This is a genomic window from Vandammella animalimorsus, from assembly GCF_002288875.1.
Taxonomy (GTDB): domain Bacteria; phylum Pseudomonadota; class Gammaproteobacteria; order Burkholderiales; family Burkholderiaceae_C; genus Lampropedia; species Lampropedia animalimorsus.
In genome coordinates this window covers 20,977-37,040 of the sequence record NZ_NTBH01000008.1, presented here as the reverse complement: position 1 = coordinate 37,040, position 16,064 = coordinate 20,977, and the positions used below count along the sequence as shown (strand labels likewise).

The window sequence follows — 16,064 nt, the reverse complement described above, 5'->3', positions numbered from 1 at the left end:
ACACCGCAGGCGCCCAGCAGCCCGCCCGCCTCCTTCAACCAAGACAAAGGATCTTCTCCCTGATGGCCAAAAGCATCCAGATCGAACACGTATTCAAAGTCTTTGGCGACAAACCCGAGCAGGCCATTGCACTGGCCCGGCAGGGCCTGGACAAACAGACCATTCTGGAGCGCACCGGCCAATCCATCGGCGTATTCGACGCGCACTTTGAGATCGAGGCTGGAGAGATTTTCGTCATCATGGGCCTGTCGGGCTCTGGCAAAAGCACTTTGGTGCGCATGCTCAACCGGTTGATCGAGCCCAGCAGCGGCCGGATTCTGGTGGACGGGCAGGACATCAACGCGCTCAGCGAAAACGCACTACGCGCCTTGCGCCGCAAGGACATCAGCATGGTGTTCCAGTCCTTTGCGCTGATGCCGCACATGAGCGTGCTGGACAACACGGCCCTGGGCCTGGAGCTGGCCGGCGTGGACAAGCCCACGCGCCAGCGCGCCGCTCAGGATGCCCTGGAGCAAGTCGGCCTGGGCAGTTGGGGCGCCAGCTATCCGGACGAGCTCTCCGGCGGCATGCAGCAGCGTGTGGGTCTGGCGCGCGCGCTGGCGGCCGATCCGTCCATTCTGCTGATGGACGAGGCCTTTTCGGCGCTGGATCCGATCATCCGCACAGACATGCAGTCTGAACTACTGCGCCTGCAAGAGGCCAAGCCGCGCACCATTGTTTTCATCTCGCACGATCTGGATGAGGCCATGCGCATTGGCAACCGCATTGCCATCATGAAAGACGGTCAGGTGGTGCAAGTGGGCACGCCCGAGCAGATTCTGCGCAACCCCGCCAATGACTACGTGCGCAGCTTCACCAAGGGGGTCGATGCATCCATGGTGTTCAAGGCCAGCGACATCGCGCGCCTGTCGCAGCCCGTGCTGGAGATCAAGCCAGGCAAGGGCCTGCGCGCAGCGCTGCGCATTCTGCAAGAGCAGGACCGCGAGTTCGGCTATGTGGTCTCGCGCGGCCAACGTTTCGAGGGCATCGTCTCGATCGACTCGCTGCGCGAAGCGCGCGATGGCAGCAACGAGCTGCAGCCACTGTCCGATGCCTTTTTGCCCCAGGTCATCAGCGTGCGTGGCGATGAGCTGGTGGCCGATGTCGTAGGCCGCGCCGCCGAGCCGCGCTACCCGCTGCCCGTGCTGGGCGAGGATGGGCAGCTGCTGGGCATGGTCAGCCGCACCAGGCTGCTGCGCTTTCTCGATCGGGAAACCCCGCCGCTGCCCAGCGAGCCCGCCACGGCCCAGCTCGCCGACAGTGCCGCCGCGCCCTGAGCCTGCCCCCCTGCACCACTCTTCCCGTATCGCCCGTATCGCATGAGTTCCACGCACCACGACAACCCTTGGGCCGCCACGGCCGCCCCAACCGCTAGCCCCCAGCCCGCATCCCCGGCAGCAGCAGCGGGCAATCCCTGGGCTTCCGCCGCCCCCGCCCCATCCACTACCCCGACAAGCCCGGCCAACCCCTGGGGCGATGGCGGCACCAGCGCCAATGCAGACTGGCTCTCCAGTAGCGCAAACGCCGAGGCCAGCGCGGCAGCCGATGGATTTGCCCTTCACCAGCTCTGGGATGGCAGCCTGCCCGTGCAGGACTGGATCAATCAAGGGCTGAATTGGTTCGTCGCACACTTCCGGCCCTTTTTCCAGACCATTCGCACTCCCATCGACACCACGCTCAGCGGCATTGAGCAGGGGCTGCTGAGCGTACCCACGCTGGGCATGATTGCCATCCTGGCGCTGCTGGCCTGGCAGTTTGCTGGGCGGCGCGTTGCCATTGGCGCCTTGCTGTCGCTGCTGACCATTGCCATGCTCGGCGTCTGGCCCGAGGCCATGGTCACACTGGCGCTGGTGCTCACCTCATTGGTGTTCTGCCTGCTGATTGGCCTTCCCTTGGGCATCTTGCTGGCCAGCAGCGACCGCGCCCAACGCATCGCACGGCCCGTGCTGGACGCCATGCAAACCACCCCGGCCTTCGTCTATCTGGTGCCAGTGGTGATGCTGTTTGGCATCGGTAACGTGCCTGGCGTGATCGTCACCATCGTGTTCGCGCTGCCGCCGCTGGTGCGGCTGACCAACCTGGGCATCCGCCAGGTACGCCCCGATCTGGTCGAGGCCGCCCGCGCCTACGGCGCCTCACCGCTGCAGCTGCTGGCCAAAGTGCAGCTGCCATTGGCCATGCCCTCCATCATGGCTGGCGTCAACCAGGCGCTGATGCTGTCGCTGTCCATGGTGGTGATCGCCTCGATGATCGCCGTCGGCGGCCTGGGGCAGATGGTGCTGCGCGGCATCGGCCGCCTGGATATGGGCCTGGCCACGGTGGGTGGTCTGGGCATCGTGCTGTTGGCCATCACGCTCGACCGCATCACCCAGGCCATGGGCCAGCCGCGGCGGGCCGGGCAGTCCTGGCGCCAGCAAGGCCCGCTGGGCATGCTGGGCCGGCTGTGGCGGCGCACCCCTGCCACATCCGCAGGCCATGGACCCGCTGCCCAGCCCAGTCAGACGGCCACCGCATCGCGCCCGGCGCATGGCCATTGAGCGTGACACAGCCCGCGTGTTTTCTTGCAGAAGGAGAGGCCCCATGCCACTGCACTTGCCCCGCCTGATTTCCCCTTTGGTCATCGCCTTGCTGGGTGCCGCCCTGCTGCCTGCGGCCTCCGCCCAGTCTCCGGCTGCGGCCGCGCCCATCAAGGCCATCAAAACCAATCTGGCCGAGGAGAGCTTTCAGACCATGGTGGTCAACCGCGCCCTGCAAGAGCTGGGCTTTGCCGTGCAACCTATTCTGGAGGCCGACCTGACCGCCGCCTACCTGGCCATTGCCAATGGCGATGCCACCTACACCGCCGTCAATTGGTGGCCCTTGCACCAAGGTATGTACGAAAAGGCCGGCGGCGATCGGGTCTTCTTCCGCCAGGGCGTGTTCATCGACGGCGGCGCGCAAGGCTATCTGATCGACCGCAAGACCGCCACCGAGCACCGCATCACCAATCTGGCCCAGCTCAAGGATCCGGCCATCGCCCGGCTGTTCGACCACGACGGCAATGGCAAGGCCGACCTGACCGGCTGCAATCCAGGCTGGGGCTGCGAGCTGGCCATTGAGCACCAGCTCAGCGCCTATGGGCTGCGCGAGACCGTCGAGCACCGCCAGGGCAATTACAACGCGCTGATGGCCGATACGCTGGAGCGCTTCCGCGCTGGCCAGCCCATCCTCTACTACACCTGGACGCCCTACTGGGTCAGCGGCGTACTGCGCCCCGGCCAGGAAGTGAGCTGGCTGGAGGTGCCCTTCACCGCCCTGCCCGACTTGAGCGGCGACGTCAAGCAGGCCCAGACCACGCTGCCCGACGGCAAGAACTATGGCTTCCCGATCGCCCGCGAGCACATCGTGGCCAATCGCCGCTTTGCCCAGCAGCACCCGGCTGCGGCCAAGCTCTTCGAGATCGCCCGCATCCCCATTGCCGACATCAACGCCCAAAACCTGCGCATGCAGCAGGGTGAAAACAGCCCAGCCGACCTGGAGCGCCATACCGAGGCCTGGATTCAGGCCAACCGCGCCACCTTCGACGGCTGGCTGCAACAGGCCCGGGCCGCACAGGCCCAAAAGGCCCCTGCGCAGCGCCAGCGGCCATGAGCCCAGCGCGCTAGCGTCATTTCTCATCTACGCACACGAAAGGAAGAACCATGAAACACCTGCACACCACCTGCCTGCGTCCGCTGACCATGGCCGCTTTGCTCAGCCTGGGGCTGGGCGCTGCCGCCCAGGCGCAGGAGCTGCCGGGCCAGGGCGTGCGCGTCACCCCCATCAAAAGCTCGATCGCCGAGGAGACCTTCCAGACCCTGCTGGTCTCGCGCGCCTTGGAAAAGCTCGGTTATGACGTGGCCGACATCAAGGAGACCGAGTACGCCACCGGCTTCGTCGCCATCGCCAATGGCGACGCCACCTTCATGGCCGTGAACTGGAAGCCACTGCACGACGACTTCTACAAAAACGCTGGCGGCGATGACAAGTTCTACCGTGAAGGCACCTACGTCACCAACTCGCTGCAGGGCTACTTGATCGACAAGAAAACCGCCGACGCCCACGGCATCAACAATCTGGAGCAGCTCAAGAAGCCTGAAATCGCCAAGCTGTTCGATACCAATGGCGATGGCAAGGCCGACCTGACAGGCTGCAACCCGGGCTGGGGCTGTGAGGCCGTGATCGAGCACCACCTCAAGGCCTACGAGCTGAGCGGTAGCGTGACGCACAACCAGGGCAGCTACTCCGCCCTGATCGCCGACACCATCGCGCGCTACAAGCAGGGCCAGCCGGTGTTCTATTACACCTGGACGCCGTACTGGGTCTCGGGCGTGCTCAAGCCTGGCAGCGACGTGGTCTGGCTGCAAGTGCCCTTCACCTCACTGCCCGGTGAGCAGGCCAAGGTCGAAACCAAGCTGCCCGATGGCTCGAACTACGGCTTCCCGGTCAACACCCAGCACATCGTAGCCAACAAGCAGTTTGCCCAGCAAAACCCCGCTGCGGCCAAGCTGTTCGCACTGATGCAGCTGCCCATCGCCGACGTCAACGCCCAGAACCTGCGCATGCAGCAAGGCGAAAACAGCGCCGCCCAGGTGGCCCGCCACGTCGACGGCTGGATCGCCGCCAACCAAGCCACCTTCGACGGCTGGATCGAGCAGGCCAAGGCCGCCGCCAAGAAGCCATAAAAGCCATCAAGCTGGTGTAAGACAAAGGGGCCTTCATGGCCCCGGCCATCAAAAAGGCACGGACCCTTTGCGGAGCCCGTGCCTTTTTGATGGTGACGCGTGCAGAAACGAACAAGACGAACGCGCAAAACAAAACCGCCAGCAACCGAGCCGCTGGCGGTTAGGGGCAGATTTTCTGGTGCCTTACGCTTGTGCCCGCCGCAGACCGGCACAACAAGCCGGCAAAAAACGCAGCGAAGCGCGCTACTCAGGGGCGCGCCGCGACGCAACGCAACAATCAGCGCTTTTGGCGGTACTTGCGCAATGCCGCGATCTGCGCGGCCAGCACGGCCAACTCGGACTGGGCTGCGGCCAAATCGATGTCGCTCTTGGCGTTGCGCAGTGCATCCTCGGCGGCCTGCTTGGCGCGATTGGCCTTTTCCTCGTCCAGATCCGCGCCGCGCACGGCCGTGTCGGACAGCACGGTTACCCGATCGGGCTGCACCTCCAGAATGCCACCGGCCACGAAAACGAATTCTTCCTTGCCATCAGGCAACTCGATGCGCACCGACCCCGGCTTGATACGGGTAATCAGCGGCACGTGGCGCGGCAGAATGCCCAACTCGCCGGACTCACCCGGCAGTGCGACAAACTTGGCTTCGCCCGAGAAGATGGACTCCTCGGCGCTGACCACGTCGACGTGAATGGTGTTCATTGGCGTTCCTTGCAACAGTTTCCGGGCAGGCCATGTGCCAAAGCCCTGCAAGGCCCGGGTAGACGCCGACTGGTAAGCCGCGCTTCCGGGCCTGCGGGCCGAGGCCGCATGGCCTCAGGCCAATCAGGCCAGCTTCTTGGCTTTCTCGATGGCTTCGTCGATCGTGCCCACCATGTAGAAGGCCTGCTCGGGCAGGTGATCGACCTCGCCATTGGTGATCATCTTGAAGCCACGGATGGTCTCCGACAGCGGCACGTACTTGCCAGGCGAGCCGGTGAACACTTCGGCCACGTGGAAAGGCTGCGACAGGAAACGCTGAATCTTGCGCGCGCGGGCCACAACCAGCTTGTCTTCCGGTGCCAGTTCGTCCATGCCCAGAATGGCGATGATGTCGCGCAGCTCCTTGTAGCGCTGCAGCGTGCCCTGCACAGCACGTGCCACCTGGTAGTGCTCCTCACCGACAACTTGAGGGTCAAGCTGGCGGCTGGTCGAATCCAGAGGATCCACGGCCGGATAAATACCCAGGGCAGCGATGTCACGCGAGAGCACCACTGTCGAATCCAAGTGCGCAAACGTTGTTGCGGGTGAAGGATCGGTCAAGTCATCGGCCGGCACGTACACGGCCTGGATCGAGGTGATCGAGCCCACCTTGGTCGAGGTGATGCGCTCCTGCAGGCGGCCCATTTCCTCAGCCAGCGTAGGCTGATAGCCCACGGCCGAAGGCATACGACCCAGCAACGCGGACACCTCGGTACCGGCCAGCGTGTAGCGGTAGATGTTGTCCACGAAGAACAGCACGTCACGACCTTCGTCGCGGAAGGATTCGGCAATCGTCAGGCCGGTCAGCGCCACGCGCAGACGGTTGCCCGGCGGCTCGTTCATCTGGCCATAGACCATGGACACCTTGGAATCCGCCAGGTTTTCCTGGTTGACCACCTTGGCGTCCGACATCTCGTGGTAGAAGTCGTTGCCCTCACGGGTGCGCTCACCCACACCGGCAAACACCGACAGACCCGAGTGCGCCTTGGCGATGTTATTGATGAGCTCCATCATGTTCACAGTCTTGCCCACGCCGGCGCCACCGAACAGACCCACCTTGCCGCCCTTGGCAAACGGGCACACCAAGTCGATCACCTTGATGCCGGTCTCCAACAGCTCCTGCGATGGAGAGAGTTCGTCATAGGCAGGCGGCTTGCGGTGGATGGACGCGGTCTGCGTCTGATCCACTGGGCCACGCTCGTCAATGGGGTTACCCAATACGTCCATGATGCGGCCCAGCGTGGCCGGGCCCACGGGGACGGTGATGGGATTACCAGTGTTGACCACTTTCAGGCCGCGGCGCAGACCGTCGGACGAGCCCAGCGCAATGGTACGGACCACACCGTCACCGAGCTGCTGCTGCACTTCCAGCGTCAGCGCAGAGCCTTCCAGCTTCAGCGCATCGAACACATGGGGCACGGCATCCTGTGCAAACTCCACGTCCACCACGGCGCCGATCACTTGAACAATTTTTCCTTCAGCTTGAGCCATTTCCATTCCCAATCAAATATGTTTAAACGGCAGCCGCGCCTGCGACGATTTCCGACAGTTCGGTCGTAATGGCCGCCTGGCGGGTTTTGTTGTAGACCAGTTTGAGTTCGTCGATCACGTTGCCTGCGTTGTCGGTGGCGGCCTTCATGGCCACCATGCGGGCAGATTGCTCCGAAGCCATGTTGTCAGCTACCGCTTGGTAGATCAACGACTCGATGTAGCGCACCAGCAGCTCATCAATGACCGTCTGCGCATCTGGCTCGTAGATGTAGTCCCAGTCAGCAGCTTTCTTCTGCCCGGGCTGCGCGGCCAAATGTTCCGGCTGCAGCGGCAAAAGCTGCTCAATCACCGACTCCTGACGCATGGTGTTGATGAAGCGGGTATAGCTCAGATAAACGGCATTGATTTCGCCGGCCACATAGGCATCGAGCAGTACCTTGACGGGGCCAATCAGCGCATCGATGCGCGGGGTATCGCCCAGCGCCGTGGCCTCAGCCACCACCGGCGCGCCGATGCGGTTGAGAAAGCCCAAGCCCTTGCCGCCGATGGCCACCGCACGGATGGCATCGCCTTTTTTCTGCAACTCGCCAATCTTGTTGGTCACGGCGCGCAACACGTTGGTGTTCATGCCGCCACACAGCCCCTTGTCGGTGGTCACGACAATCACCCCGGCCGCCTTGGCATCGTTTTGCACCATGAAGGGGTGACGATACTCAGGGTTGGCTGCTGCCAAGTGGGCAGCAATGGTACGGATTTTGTCGCTATAAGGGCGTGCAGCCTGCATGCGCTCCTGTGCCTTGCGCATCTTGGACGCGGCCACCATTTCCATGGCCTTGGTGATCTTCTTGGTGTTTTCCACCGATTTGATCTTGCCGCGTATTTCCTTTCCTGCTGCCATAGAAAACTCCTGTACTTGAGGTCAGTGCGCTGAAATCAGGCGAACGATCTCTTGAAGGATTCAATGGCAGAGGTGAGCTCGGCTTCTGCATCCTTGTCCATCGCCTTGTTGCTCAGTAGCTTGTCGAGCAACGCGCCATGCGATGTCTGCAGGTATTGGTGCAGGCCTTTTTCGAAGTCCAGCACGCGCTTGACCTCGACGTCGTCCAGATAGCCCTTGTTGACGGCAAACAGCGAAGCGGCCATCAAGGCAATGTTCAGCGGCGAGTACTGCGGCTGTTTGAGAAGCTCAGTGACGCGCGCGCCACGGTCGAGCTGCTTGCGTGTGGCCTCGTCCAGATCAGAGGCGAACTGCGCGAAAGCAGCCAGTTCACGGTACTGCGCCAGGTCGGTACGGATACCACCGGACAGGCCTTTGATCAGCTTGGTCTGCGCAGCGCCACCGACGCGCGAGACGGAAATACCGGCGTTGATGGCAGGACGGATGCCTGCGTTGAACAGGTTGGTTTCCAGGAAGATCTGACCGTCCGTGATGGAGATCACGTTGGTAGGCACGAAGGCAGAGACGTCACCGGCTTGGGTTTCGATGATGGGCAGCGCAGTCAACGAGCCGGTCTTGCCCTTGACCTCGCCCTTGGTGAATTCCTCGACGTAGTCGGCATTCACGCGAGCAGCGCGCTCCAGCAAGCGGCTGTGCAAATAGAACACGTCGCCAGGGAATGCTTCGCGACCGGGCGGGCGGCGCAGCAGCAGCGATACCTGACGGTAGGCCACGGCCTGCTTGGACAGATCGTCATAAACGATCAGCGCATCCTGACCACGGTCACGGAAGTACTCGCCCATGGTGCAGCCCGAATAGGCCGAGACGTACTGCATCGCGGCCGACTCCGAAGCCGTGGCCGCCACGACGATGGTGTATTCCATGGCGCCGGCCTGCTCCAGAGCGCGCACCACGTTCTTCACCGACGAGGCCTTCTGACCGATGGCCACGTAGATACAGGTAACACCCTGACCTTTTTGGTTGATGATGGCATCGATGGCCACGGCCGTCTTGCCGGTCTGGCGGTCACCAATGATCAGCTCACGCTGGCCACGGCCGATCGGCACCATGGAGTCGATGGACTTCAGGCCGGTCTGCAGCGGCTGGTCCACGGACTGGCGGGCAATCACGCCGGGCGCAACCTTTTCGATCACGTCAGTCTGCTTGGCGTTGATCGGACCCTTGCCGTCAATGGGCTGGCCCAGCGCATTGACCACGCGCCCCACCAGTTCGGGGCCAACGGGCACTTCCAGAATGCGGCCCGTGGTCTTGACCACATCGCCTTCGGAGATGTGCTCGTACTCACCCAGAATCACGGCACCGACGGAGTCGCGCTCCAGGTTCAGCGCCAGGCCATACGTGGGGTTGCCGCTCTTGTCTGCCGGGAACTCCAGCATTTCACCCTGCATCACCTCGGACAGGCCATGAACGCGGACAATGCCATCAGTGACCGACACCACGGTCCCTTGATTGCGCACATCGGCACTGGATTCCAGCCCTTCGATGCGGCTTTTGATCAGCTCGGAAATTTCTGCTGGATTGAGTTGCATGACTCGTTCCTTGTTGCTTGATTTTGACTACAGGGTCACACGCACTTGCGAGTTCCGTACTTGCGTACCGATCAGGCGGTCAACACTGCTTTCATTTGTTCCAGACGGGCCTTGACTGAAGCGTCGAACTCTTCATCGCCCACAACCACTCGAACGCCGCCAATCAATGACTCGTCGAGTTCGACCGATAGATTGAGCTTGCGCCCAAAGCGCTGCTCCAGCGACGGCCGCAGCTCCTGCAATTGCACCTCAGACAAGGGAAACGCACTGTAAACCACGGCATCGGCCACACCCAGGCGCGCATTACTCAAGGCACGGAATTGCTGGGCAACCTGCGGCAGCGCGGCCAGACGACCGTTGTCGACCACCACCTTCAAAAAATTGCGTGCCAGCGCAGGCAACTCCTGCCGACTGACGCCGCCAAACAATGCCATTACATCGTCCTGGCTGACCTTGGGGCTTTGCGCAACGCGCAAGACCTCTGCATCTGCCGCGACGGCCGCAAACACATCCAACCATTGCTGTGTTTGCGCCGCATCGACATCACCCACAGCCTTGTACAAGGCTTCGGCATAAGGGCGAGCAATCGTGGCCAATTCCGCCATGTCGCACCCCCTTTACAGCTCAGCCTTGAGGCGATTGAGCAGGTCGGCGTGCACGCCCGCATTCACCTCTTTGCGAAGAATTTGCTCCGCGCCCTTAACGGCCAGCACAGCCACCTGATCGCGCAGGGACTCGCGCGCCTGGGCCAGCTGCTGATCGGCATCGGACTTGGCTTGAGCCAGAATCTTTTCGGCCTCTTGCGTGGCTCGGGACTTGGCTTCATTGACGATGGCCTGCGCGCGACGCTCAGCATCAGCCAACAGGGAGGCCGTCTCATCACGCGATTGGGCCAGTTGCTGCTCCACGCGCTGGTTTGCCGCCACCAGATCAGACTTGGCTTTATCAGCCGCAGCCAAGCCATCGGCGATTTTTTGCGCTCTTTCATCCAAGGCCTTGACAATGGGCGGCCACACGAACTTCATCGTGAACCACACCAAGATCAAGAAAACAATGGCCTGAAAGAACAGTGTCGAATTGATATTCATTGCAACACCTCCTTAACGTGGCGTTGAACGAAATCAGACCGTCGGAACGAAGGGATTTGCGAATGCGAACAGCAGAGCAATAGCCACACCGATCAGGAAGGCAGCATCGATCAGACCAGCCAGAATGAACATCTTGGTCTGCAGATCGTTGATCAGCTCAGGCTGACGCGCCGAAGACTCCAGGAACTTGCCGCCCATCAGTGCGATACCGATCGAGGCACCAATGGCACCCAGGCCCACGATCAGACCACAAGCCAGAGCAACCAGACCGTTGATGTTGCCAATGATTTCCATGATTTTTCCTTCAGTTAGTGGAGGTTGAGAAAAAGAAACAAAGCCACAGCAACAGCGCCCCATCAACCCTTGCACGCTGACAGAGCGCCGCCACCAATACCCATCAGTGCGCGCTGTGCGCCTGACCCAGGTAAATCAGCGCAAGCATCATGAAAATGAAAGCCTGCAGAGTAATCACCAGAATATGGAACACCGCCCAGATCGTACCGGCAATCACATGCCCCAATCCCAGGAGCGCACCACCCATGGACAGAGCCGCATAACCGCCCATCAAAGCAATCAGCATGAACACCAGTTCACCCGCATACATGTTGCCAAACAATCGCATGCCGTGCGACACAGTTTTGGAGACATACTCAATGATTTGCATCAGGAAGTTCACCACCCCCAAAATGACAGCAAAGATGGGATTCTTGGAGGTACCAAAGGGCGCAGTCACCAACTCATGAACCCAGCCACCCCAGCCCTTGATCTTTACCGAGTAGTACAGGCACAGCAGCAGCACCGCGATCGACAGACCGAAAGTAGTCGACAGGTCGGCTGTCGGCACAACGCGCAGATAGGCATGATGCGGATCAGCGCCAGCCACTTCATAACCTTTGGCCCACAGATGGGGCAGCAAATCCACAGGCAGCAAGTCCATGGCATTCATCAGGAAGATCCAGACGAACACAGTCAGCGCCAGAGGCGCGATGAACTTGCGGCTTTCAGCGTTGTGGATATTGGCCTTGGCCTGACCATCCACCATTTCCACCAGCAATTCCACAGCCGCCTGAAAGCGACCAGGCACACCAGATGTGGCCTTCTTGGCTGCTCTGTACAACACATAGACGCCAAGCAAGCCCAAAACCAGAGCAATCAGGATCGAGTCGTAGTTGACGACCGAGAAATCAACGATGAAGCCTTGCTTGAGGTTGGTCCAATGACCCAAGTGGTGAACAATGTACTCGCTTGCCGTCTGTCCTTCAGCATTCGCAGCCATAAGCCAACTCTTTTCAATCGTTGCGGATTCCACCAGAGCGCGCCAGCCAAATTGGGGCGATCCAGTACATATTGACGCTCAGCACCACCGCCAGCAGCAAAGCCAGCCAGTTCACCTTGCCAAGCAAAACGGACGCCAGCGCCAGCAAAGCCACTGTCAGCAGCAGCTTGAGCATTTCATGCGCGACCAAAGTCGTCAGCCCAGGCTGGCTGACGACCACCTTGGCGTACAGCGCAGCGGGCAGCGCAATCGTCAGGTACCCGTAAAACCACGAGATTATAGCCACACTTTCTTGCAAAACCAGCCAAAGAACACCCCCGCCCAACAACGCCGCCAGCCCTTGCCAGAGCAGCACCTGCCAGGGGGAAATGGCGCGATGACGCTGCCGCCAATGCGCGGCCTGCTCAGCATTCAGGGGCGGAGCGCACACGTCCTCACCCGGCTCCTGCTCATCCCATGCCAAGCCTTTTTCTGTTTGCGCGCGCGCTGGCGGCTGTTGCCCATCGACCATTTCTTACCTCTTGCTGCAGACCCGGCCTCCCCGCTGGACGCCAAGGCCCGGCCCAAAACGCACGATTATAGGAATGCCCTTGCGCTGGCCCTGAACGCCCTTATGTGTGCTGCGATGCAGTGGCGGTCTCTACAATCGCCTGGCTCTTTGCAGCCCTGCTTTTCTTTACTGTTCTTTCACCATCTCCCTCGCAAACCCAGTTGTCAGCCATGACCCAGGATTCCAGCCCCATCCCATCTCAACAAGAGTCTCTGATCGATTACCCAGCGCCATTCCCCATCAAGGCCATGGGCGAGAACAGCGTTGAATTCGTGGAAGCGGTCAAGTCCATCGCCGCGCGCCACGATCCGCAGTTCGACGCAACCACCATCGAACTGCGTGAAAGCGCCCAGGGCAAATACCTGGGCATCACCATCACGGTGTTGGCCACCAGTCGCGAGCAGCTCGATAACATCTATCGAGAGCTGACGGCGCATCCGCTGTCCAAGATGGTGCTCTGACTCCCGCTTGCCGTGATCGTCCGCCACCTCGGCCTCGTCGACTACCCTCCCACTGCCGCAGCCATGCAGCAGTGGACGGCTGCGCGCACGGCCACGCAATGCGATGAGCTTTGGATTTGCCAGCATCGACCTGTGTTCACGCTGGGCATTGCGGCCGATACGGGCCATGTGCTCGATGCCGGCGCCATCCCCGTCGTGCCCACGACGCGCGGCGGCCAGGTCACCTACCACGGCCCAGGGCAGATCGTGGCCTACCCGCTCGTCGACCTCAAGCGCCAAGGCCTGTTTGTCAAGGAGTACGTAACCCGGCTCGAAGCGGCCATCATCGGCACGCTACAGGCCTTTGGCATTGCCGGGCACAGGGTGGCTGGCGCCCCGGGCGTTTACGTACGGGCCCAGGCGCCTGGCGATACCTCGCCGCTGCCGGCACAAGCATCAGGCACGCCGCCGACCTTCCATGGCCTGGCCAAGATCGCCGCGCTGGGCGTCAAAATCAGCCAGGGTCGCAGCTACCACGGCCTGGCATTGAACGTGGCCATGGATCTGAGCCCCTATCAGCGCATCAACCCCTGCGGCTACCAGGCGCTGGCAACCACCGACATGCATACAATCGGCGTGCCCGCGCATCCGCAGCGCGTCAGCGCCACGCTGGTGGCGCAGTTGCGCCAGCAATTACAGCTGCTGGCAGAGGCCCCGCCACACGCCCACCCATCATGAGCACACCGCCCACCGTCCATCCGGCAGCCCCATCGGCGCCCGCCTACGACCCCACGATCAAGCAAAAGGCCGCTGCCAAGCTGGCGCGCATTCCAATCAAGGTCGAGCACGGCGAGGTACTGAAAAAGCCCGACTGGATCCGAGTCAAGGCTGCCTCGCCCTCTACGCGCTTCTACGAAATCAAGCAAATCCTGCGCGAGCACCGGCTGCACACCGTGTGCGAGGAGGCCAGCTGCCCCAATATTGGCGAGTGCTTTGGCAAAGGCACGGCCACCTTCATGATCATGGGCGACAAGTGCACGCGCCGCTGCCCGTTCTGCGACGTAGGCCATGGCCGCCCCGATCCGCTGGATCCAGACGAGCCGCTGAACCTGGCCAAGACCATTGCAGCGCTGAAGCTGCGCTACGTGGTCATCACCAGCGTGGACCGCGATGACCTGCGCGACGGCGGCAGTGGCCATTTCGTGGCCTGCATCGAGCGCACGCGGCAGCTCTCACCACAGACGCAGATCGAAATCCTGGTGCCCGACTTTCGTGGCCGCGACGACCGCGCACTGCAAATCCTGCTGGCCGCACCGCCTGATGTGATGAATCACAACCTGGAGACTGTGCCGCGCCTTTACAAGCAGGCCCGCCCCGGCTCTGACTACCAATTCAGCCTTAACCTGCTGAAAAAATTCAAGGCCCTGAACCCGACTGTGCCGACCAAGAGCGGCCTGATGGTGGGCCTGGGCGAGACGGACGAGGAAATCCTGCAGGTCATGCGCGACATGCGCGCGCACGACATCGATATGCTGACCATTGGCCAGTACCTGGCCCCGTCGGGCAGCCACCTGCCTGTCAAGCGCTATGTGCACCCGGACACCTTCCGCATGTTCGAGGACGAAGCCTACAAAATGGGCTTCACGCACGCTGCCGTCGGCGCGTTGGTGCGCAGCTCCTACCACGCCGACGAGCAGGCCCATGCCGCCGGCTTGAGCCAAGCCTGAAGACAGACCTGCTCAAGGCTGCGCCTGTGCGCATCAGGGCGGCAGACGCCTCAAATGTCTGCCCCTGGGTTGGCCGTCAGGCGGTAGCCCACCCCACGCACTGTTTCGATCATCCTGCCAGCCTCGGCCAGTGCTTCACGCAGGCGCTTGATGTGTACGTCAACGGTGCGCTCCTCAATAAAGACGTGATCGCCCCAGACCTTGTCCAGCAGCGCGGCGCGGCTGTGCACGCGCTCAGGGTATTGCATCAGGTAATTGAGCAGCCGAAATTCGGTGGGCCCCATCTTTAAAGGCCGCCCGCCCAGCATGACACGGTGGGCAGCGGCGTCCAGGTGCAACTTGCCAATCTGCACGGCATCGCCAGCCTGCTCCGGCGCACGACGGCGCAACACGGCGCGGATGCGCGCGAGCAACTCCTGGATCGAGAATGGCTTGGTGAGATAGTCGTCGGCGCCAGCATCAAGTCCAGCGATCTTGTCTGGCTCATCCCCGCGCGCGGTCAGCATCAGAATCGGCACGGTTTTGGTGCGTGACTGAGTGCGCCACTGGCGTGCCAACGCCAATCCGCTCTGGCCCGGCAGCATCCAATCCAGCAGGATGATGTCGGGCAGGACACGATTGATCTCGCACTGCGCGGCCTCCCCATCGCTGACACACACGGGCTCGTATCCATGGTGGCGCAAGTTGACGGCGATCAGCTCGCTAATGTCCTCCTCGTCCTCCACAATCAAGACACGCACTGCATTGCCTGGCGTACTCATCGGCCTTCCCTTTTGCTGTGTGGTTGAGTGATGCGGCATGCCGTCATTGCAGCGCGGACTGCACCTGCTCCACCGGGGTGTGGCGCACATCCTTGCCCTTGACCATGAAGACAATCAGCTCGGCCAGATTTTTGGAGTGATCGCCAATGCGCTCGATGGACTTGGCCAGCAACAGCAACTCCATGCTCAGGGTGATCTTGCGCGGGTCTTCCATCATGTAAGTCACCAGTTTGCGCACATAGCCCTCGAACTCGCGGTCGATGACGTCGTCCTGGCGCAAGATGCCCACCACGTCGCTCACATCGTGGCGCGCAAACGCATCAAGCGCGCGGCGCAGCTGCGCAGCGGCCAGCTCCCCCGAATACTTCAAGTCCATGATCGGCAGATTCAGCGGCGTGCTGCTGTCGATCAAGGTCTTGATCATGCGGCCCATCTTGCTGGACTCATCACCAATGCGCTCCAGGTTGGAGGTAGCCTTGGAGATAGACAGCAGCATGCGCAAGTCCTTGGCCGTGGGCTGGCGCGTGGCAATGATGGTCGAGAGGTCGGCGTCGATGTCCACCTCCAGCGCGTTGACACGCTCTTCCAAAAGCGCAATCCGATCGACAGCACACATATCGAAATGGCTCAGGGCATCGATGGCGTTTTTGATCTGCGCTTCAACCAAGCCGCCCATTTCCATGATGCGTGCGGAAATGGACTTGAGCTCGGCATCGAACTGTGATGAGGAATGTTGGTCGGGCATGGGGAAATCTCCTTAGAACCTGTT

Annotated in this window: 18 protein-coding genes; 7 read left to right on the top strand and 11 right to left on the bottom strand. The window is 61.7% G+C overall.

Features of this window, described 5'->3' with window-relative positions; all coding sequences use genetic code 11:
* Positions 1–62 precede the first annotated feature (62 nt).
* From proV to proX (CLI93_RS11610), 4 genes are all read left to right on the top strand, one after another.
* Positions 63–1,316, top strand: coding sequence for a glycine betaine/L-proline ABC transporter ATP-binding protein ProV (gene proV / locus CLI93_RS11625; protein WP_095543236.1), 1,254 nt, complete (start codon positions 63–65; stop codon positions 1,314–1,316).
* A gap of 42 nt (positions 1,317–1,358) precedes the next feature.
* Positions 1,359–2,576 carry a glycine betaine/L-proline ABC transporter permease ProW gene (gene proW, locus CLI93_RS11620; RefSeq protein WP_095543235.1) on the top strand — a complete coding sequence of 406 codons (1,218 nt, stop codon included), beginning with the start codon at positions 1,359–1,361 and terminating at the stop codon, positions 2,574–2,576.
* Between the two features lie 43 nt (positions 2,577–2,619).
* Entirely contained in the window at positions 2,620–3,669 is a 1,050-nt protein-coding gene (gene proX, locus CLI93_RS11615; RefSeq protein WP_095543234.1) for a glycine betaine/L-proline ABC transporter substrate-binding protein ProX, read from the top strand.
* Between the two features lie 89 nt (positions 3,670–3,758).
* Entirely contained in the window at positions 3,759–4,742 is a 984-nt protein-coding gene (proX, locus tag CLI93_RS11610; RefSeq protein WP_172424340.1) for a glycine betaine/L-proline ABC transporter substrate-binding protein ProX, read from the top strand.
* 277 nt (positions 4,743–5,019) lie between these two features.
* On the opposite strand, the gene CLI93_RS11605 is transcribed toward proX (CLI93_RS11610), so the two are convergent.
* The 9 genes from CLI93_RS11605 to CLI93_RS11565 all read right to left on the bottom strand — a co-directional run bounded on the left by CLI93_RS11605 (position 5,020) and on the right by CLI93_RS11565 (position 12,172).
* A complete protein-coding gene (locus CLI93_RS11605; RefSeq protein WP_095540190.1) occupies positions 5,020–5,436 on the bottom strand; it encodes a F0F1 ATP synthase subunit epsilon in 417 nt (138 codons plus the stop codon).
* A gap of 123 nt (positions 5,437–5,559) precedes the next feature.
* Positions 5,560–6,966: a F0F1 ATP synthase subunit beta gene (gene atpD, locus CLI93_RS11600; protein ID WP_095540264.1), complete on the bottom strand. Its 1,407-nt coding sequence runs from the start codon at positions 6,964–6,966 to the stop codon at positions 5,560–5,562.
* A 22-nt stretch (positions 6,967–6,988) separates the two neighbouring features.
* On the bottom strand, positions 6,989–7,864 hold the full coding sequence (gene atpG, locus CLI93_RS11595) for a F0F1 ATP synthase subunit gamma (protein ID WP_095543232.1): 876 nt from the start codon (positions 7,862–7,864) through the stop codon (positions 6,989–6,991).
* 35 nt (positions 7,865–7,899) lie between these two features.
* The gene (gene atpA / locus CLI93_RS11590) at positions 7,900–9,453 is read right to left on the bottom strand and encodes a F0F1 ATP synthase subunit alpha (protein WP_095543231.1); all 1,554 of its coding nucleotides are present in this window, start codon (positions 9,451–9,453) and stop codon (positions 7,900–7,902) included.
* Between the two features lie 71 nt (positions 9,454–9,524).
* Positions 9,525–10,058 (bottom strand): F0F1 ATP synthase subunit delta, encoded by a 534-nt coding sequence (locus CLI93_RS11585; protein WP_095543230.1) that lies wholly within the window; start codon positions 10,056–10,058, stop codon positions 9,525–9,527.
* A 12-nt stretch (positions 10,059–10,070) separates the two neighbouring features.
* Entirely contained in the window at positions 10,071–10,541 is a 471-nt protein-coding gene (locus tag CLI93_RS11580; protein ID WP_095543229.1) for a F0F1 ATP synthase subunit B, read from the bottom strand.
* Positions 10,542–10,574: 33 nt separating this feature from the next.
* Positions 10,575–10,835, bottom strand: coding sequence for a F0F1 ATP synthase subunit C (gene atpE / locus CLI93_RS11575; RefSeq protein ID WP_420823123.1), 261 nt, complete (start codon positions 10,833–10,835; stop codon positions 10,575–10,577).
* A 103-nt stretch (positions 10,836–10,938) separates the two neighbouring features.
* Positions 10,939–11,817: a F0F1 ATP synthase subunit A gene (gene atpB, locus CLI93_RS11570; RefSeq protein WP_095543228.1), complete on the bottom strand. Its 879-nt coding sequence runs from the start codon at positions 11,815–11,817 to the stop codon at positions 10,939–10,941.
* Between the two features lie 13 nt (positions 11,818–11,830).
* Complete coding sequence (locus CLI93_RS11565) at positions 11,831–12,172, bottom strand: ATP synthase subunit I (protein WP_172425550.1); 342 nt, start codon at positions 12,170–12,172, stop codon at positions 11,831–11,833.
* Between the two features lie 365 nt (positions 12,173–12,537).
* Between CLI93_RS11565 and CLI93_RS11560 the strand changes: the two genes are divergently transcribed.
* From CLI93_RS11560 to lipA, 3 genes are read left to right on the top strand one after another with little or no spacing between them, the layout of a single operon-like run.
* The gene (locus CLI93_RS11560; RefSeq protein WP_095543226.1) at positions 12,538–12,828 is read left to right on the top strand and encodes an HP0495 family protein; all 291 of its coding nucleotides are present in this window, start codon (positions 12,538–12,540) and stop codon (positions 12,826–12,828) included.
* Positions 12,829–12,840: 12 nt separating this feature from the next.
* Positions 12,841–13,545, top strand: coding sequence for a lipoyl(octanoyl) transferase LipB (gene lipB / locus CLI93_RS11555; protein ID WP_095543225.1), 705 nt, complete (start codon positions 12,841–12,843; stop codon positions 13,543–13,545).
* Positions 13,542–14,534, top strand: coding sequence for a lipoyl synthase (gene lipA / locus CLI93_RS11550; protein WP_095543224.1), 993 nt, complete (start codon positions 13,542–13,544; stop codon positions 14,532–14,534). Before lipB ends, lipA begins: the two co-directional genes overlap by 4 nt.
* A 50-nt stretch (positions 14,535–14,584) precedes the next feature.
* Here lipA and phoB read toward each other — a convergent pair whose 3' ends face one another.
* Positions 14,585–15,295 carry a phosphate regulon transcriptional regulator PhoB gene (gene phoB, locus CLI93_RS11545; RefSeq protein WP_095543223.1) on the bottom strand — a complete coding sequence of 237 codons (711 nt, stop codon included), beginning with the start codon at positions 15,293–15,295 and terminating at the stop codon, positions 14,585–14,587.
* A 43-nt stretch (positions 15,296–15,338) separates the two neighbouring features.
* A complete protein-coding gene (gene phoU / locus CLI93_RS11540) occupies positions 15,339–16,040 on the bottom strand; it encodes a phosphate signaling complex protein PhoU (protein WP_095543222.1) in 702 nt (233 codons plus the stop codon).
* Positions 16,041–16,064 lie beyond the last annotated feature (24 nt).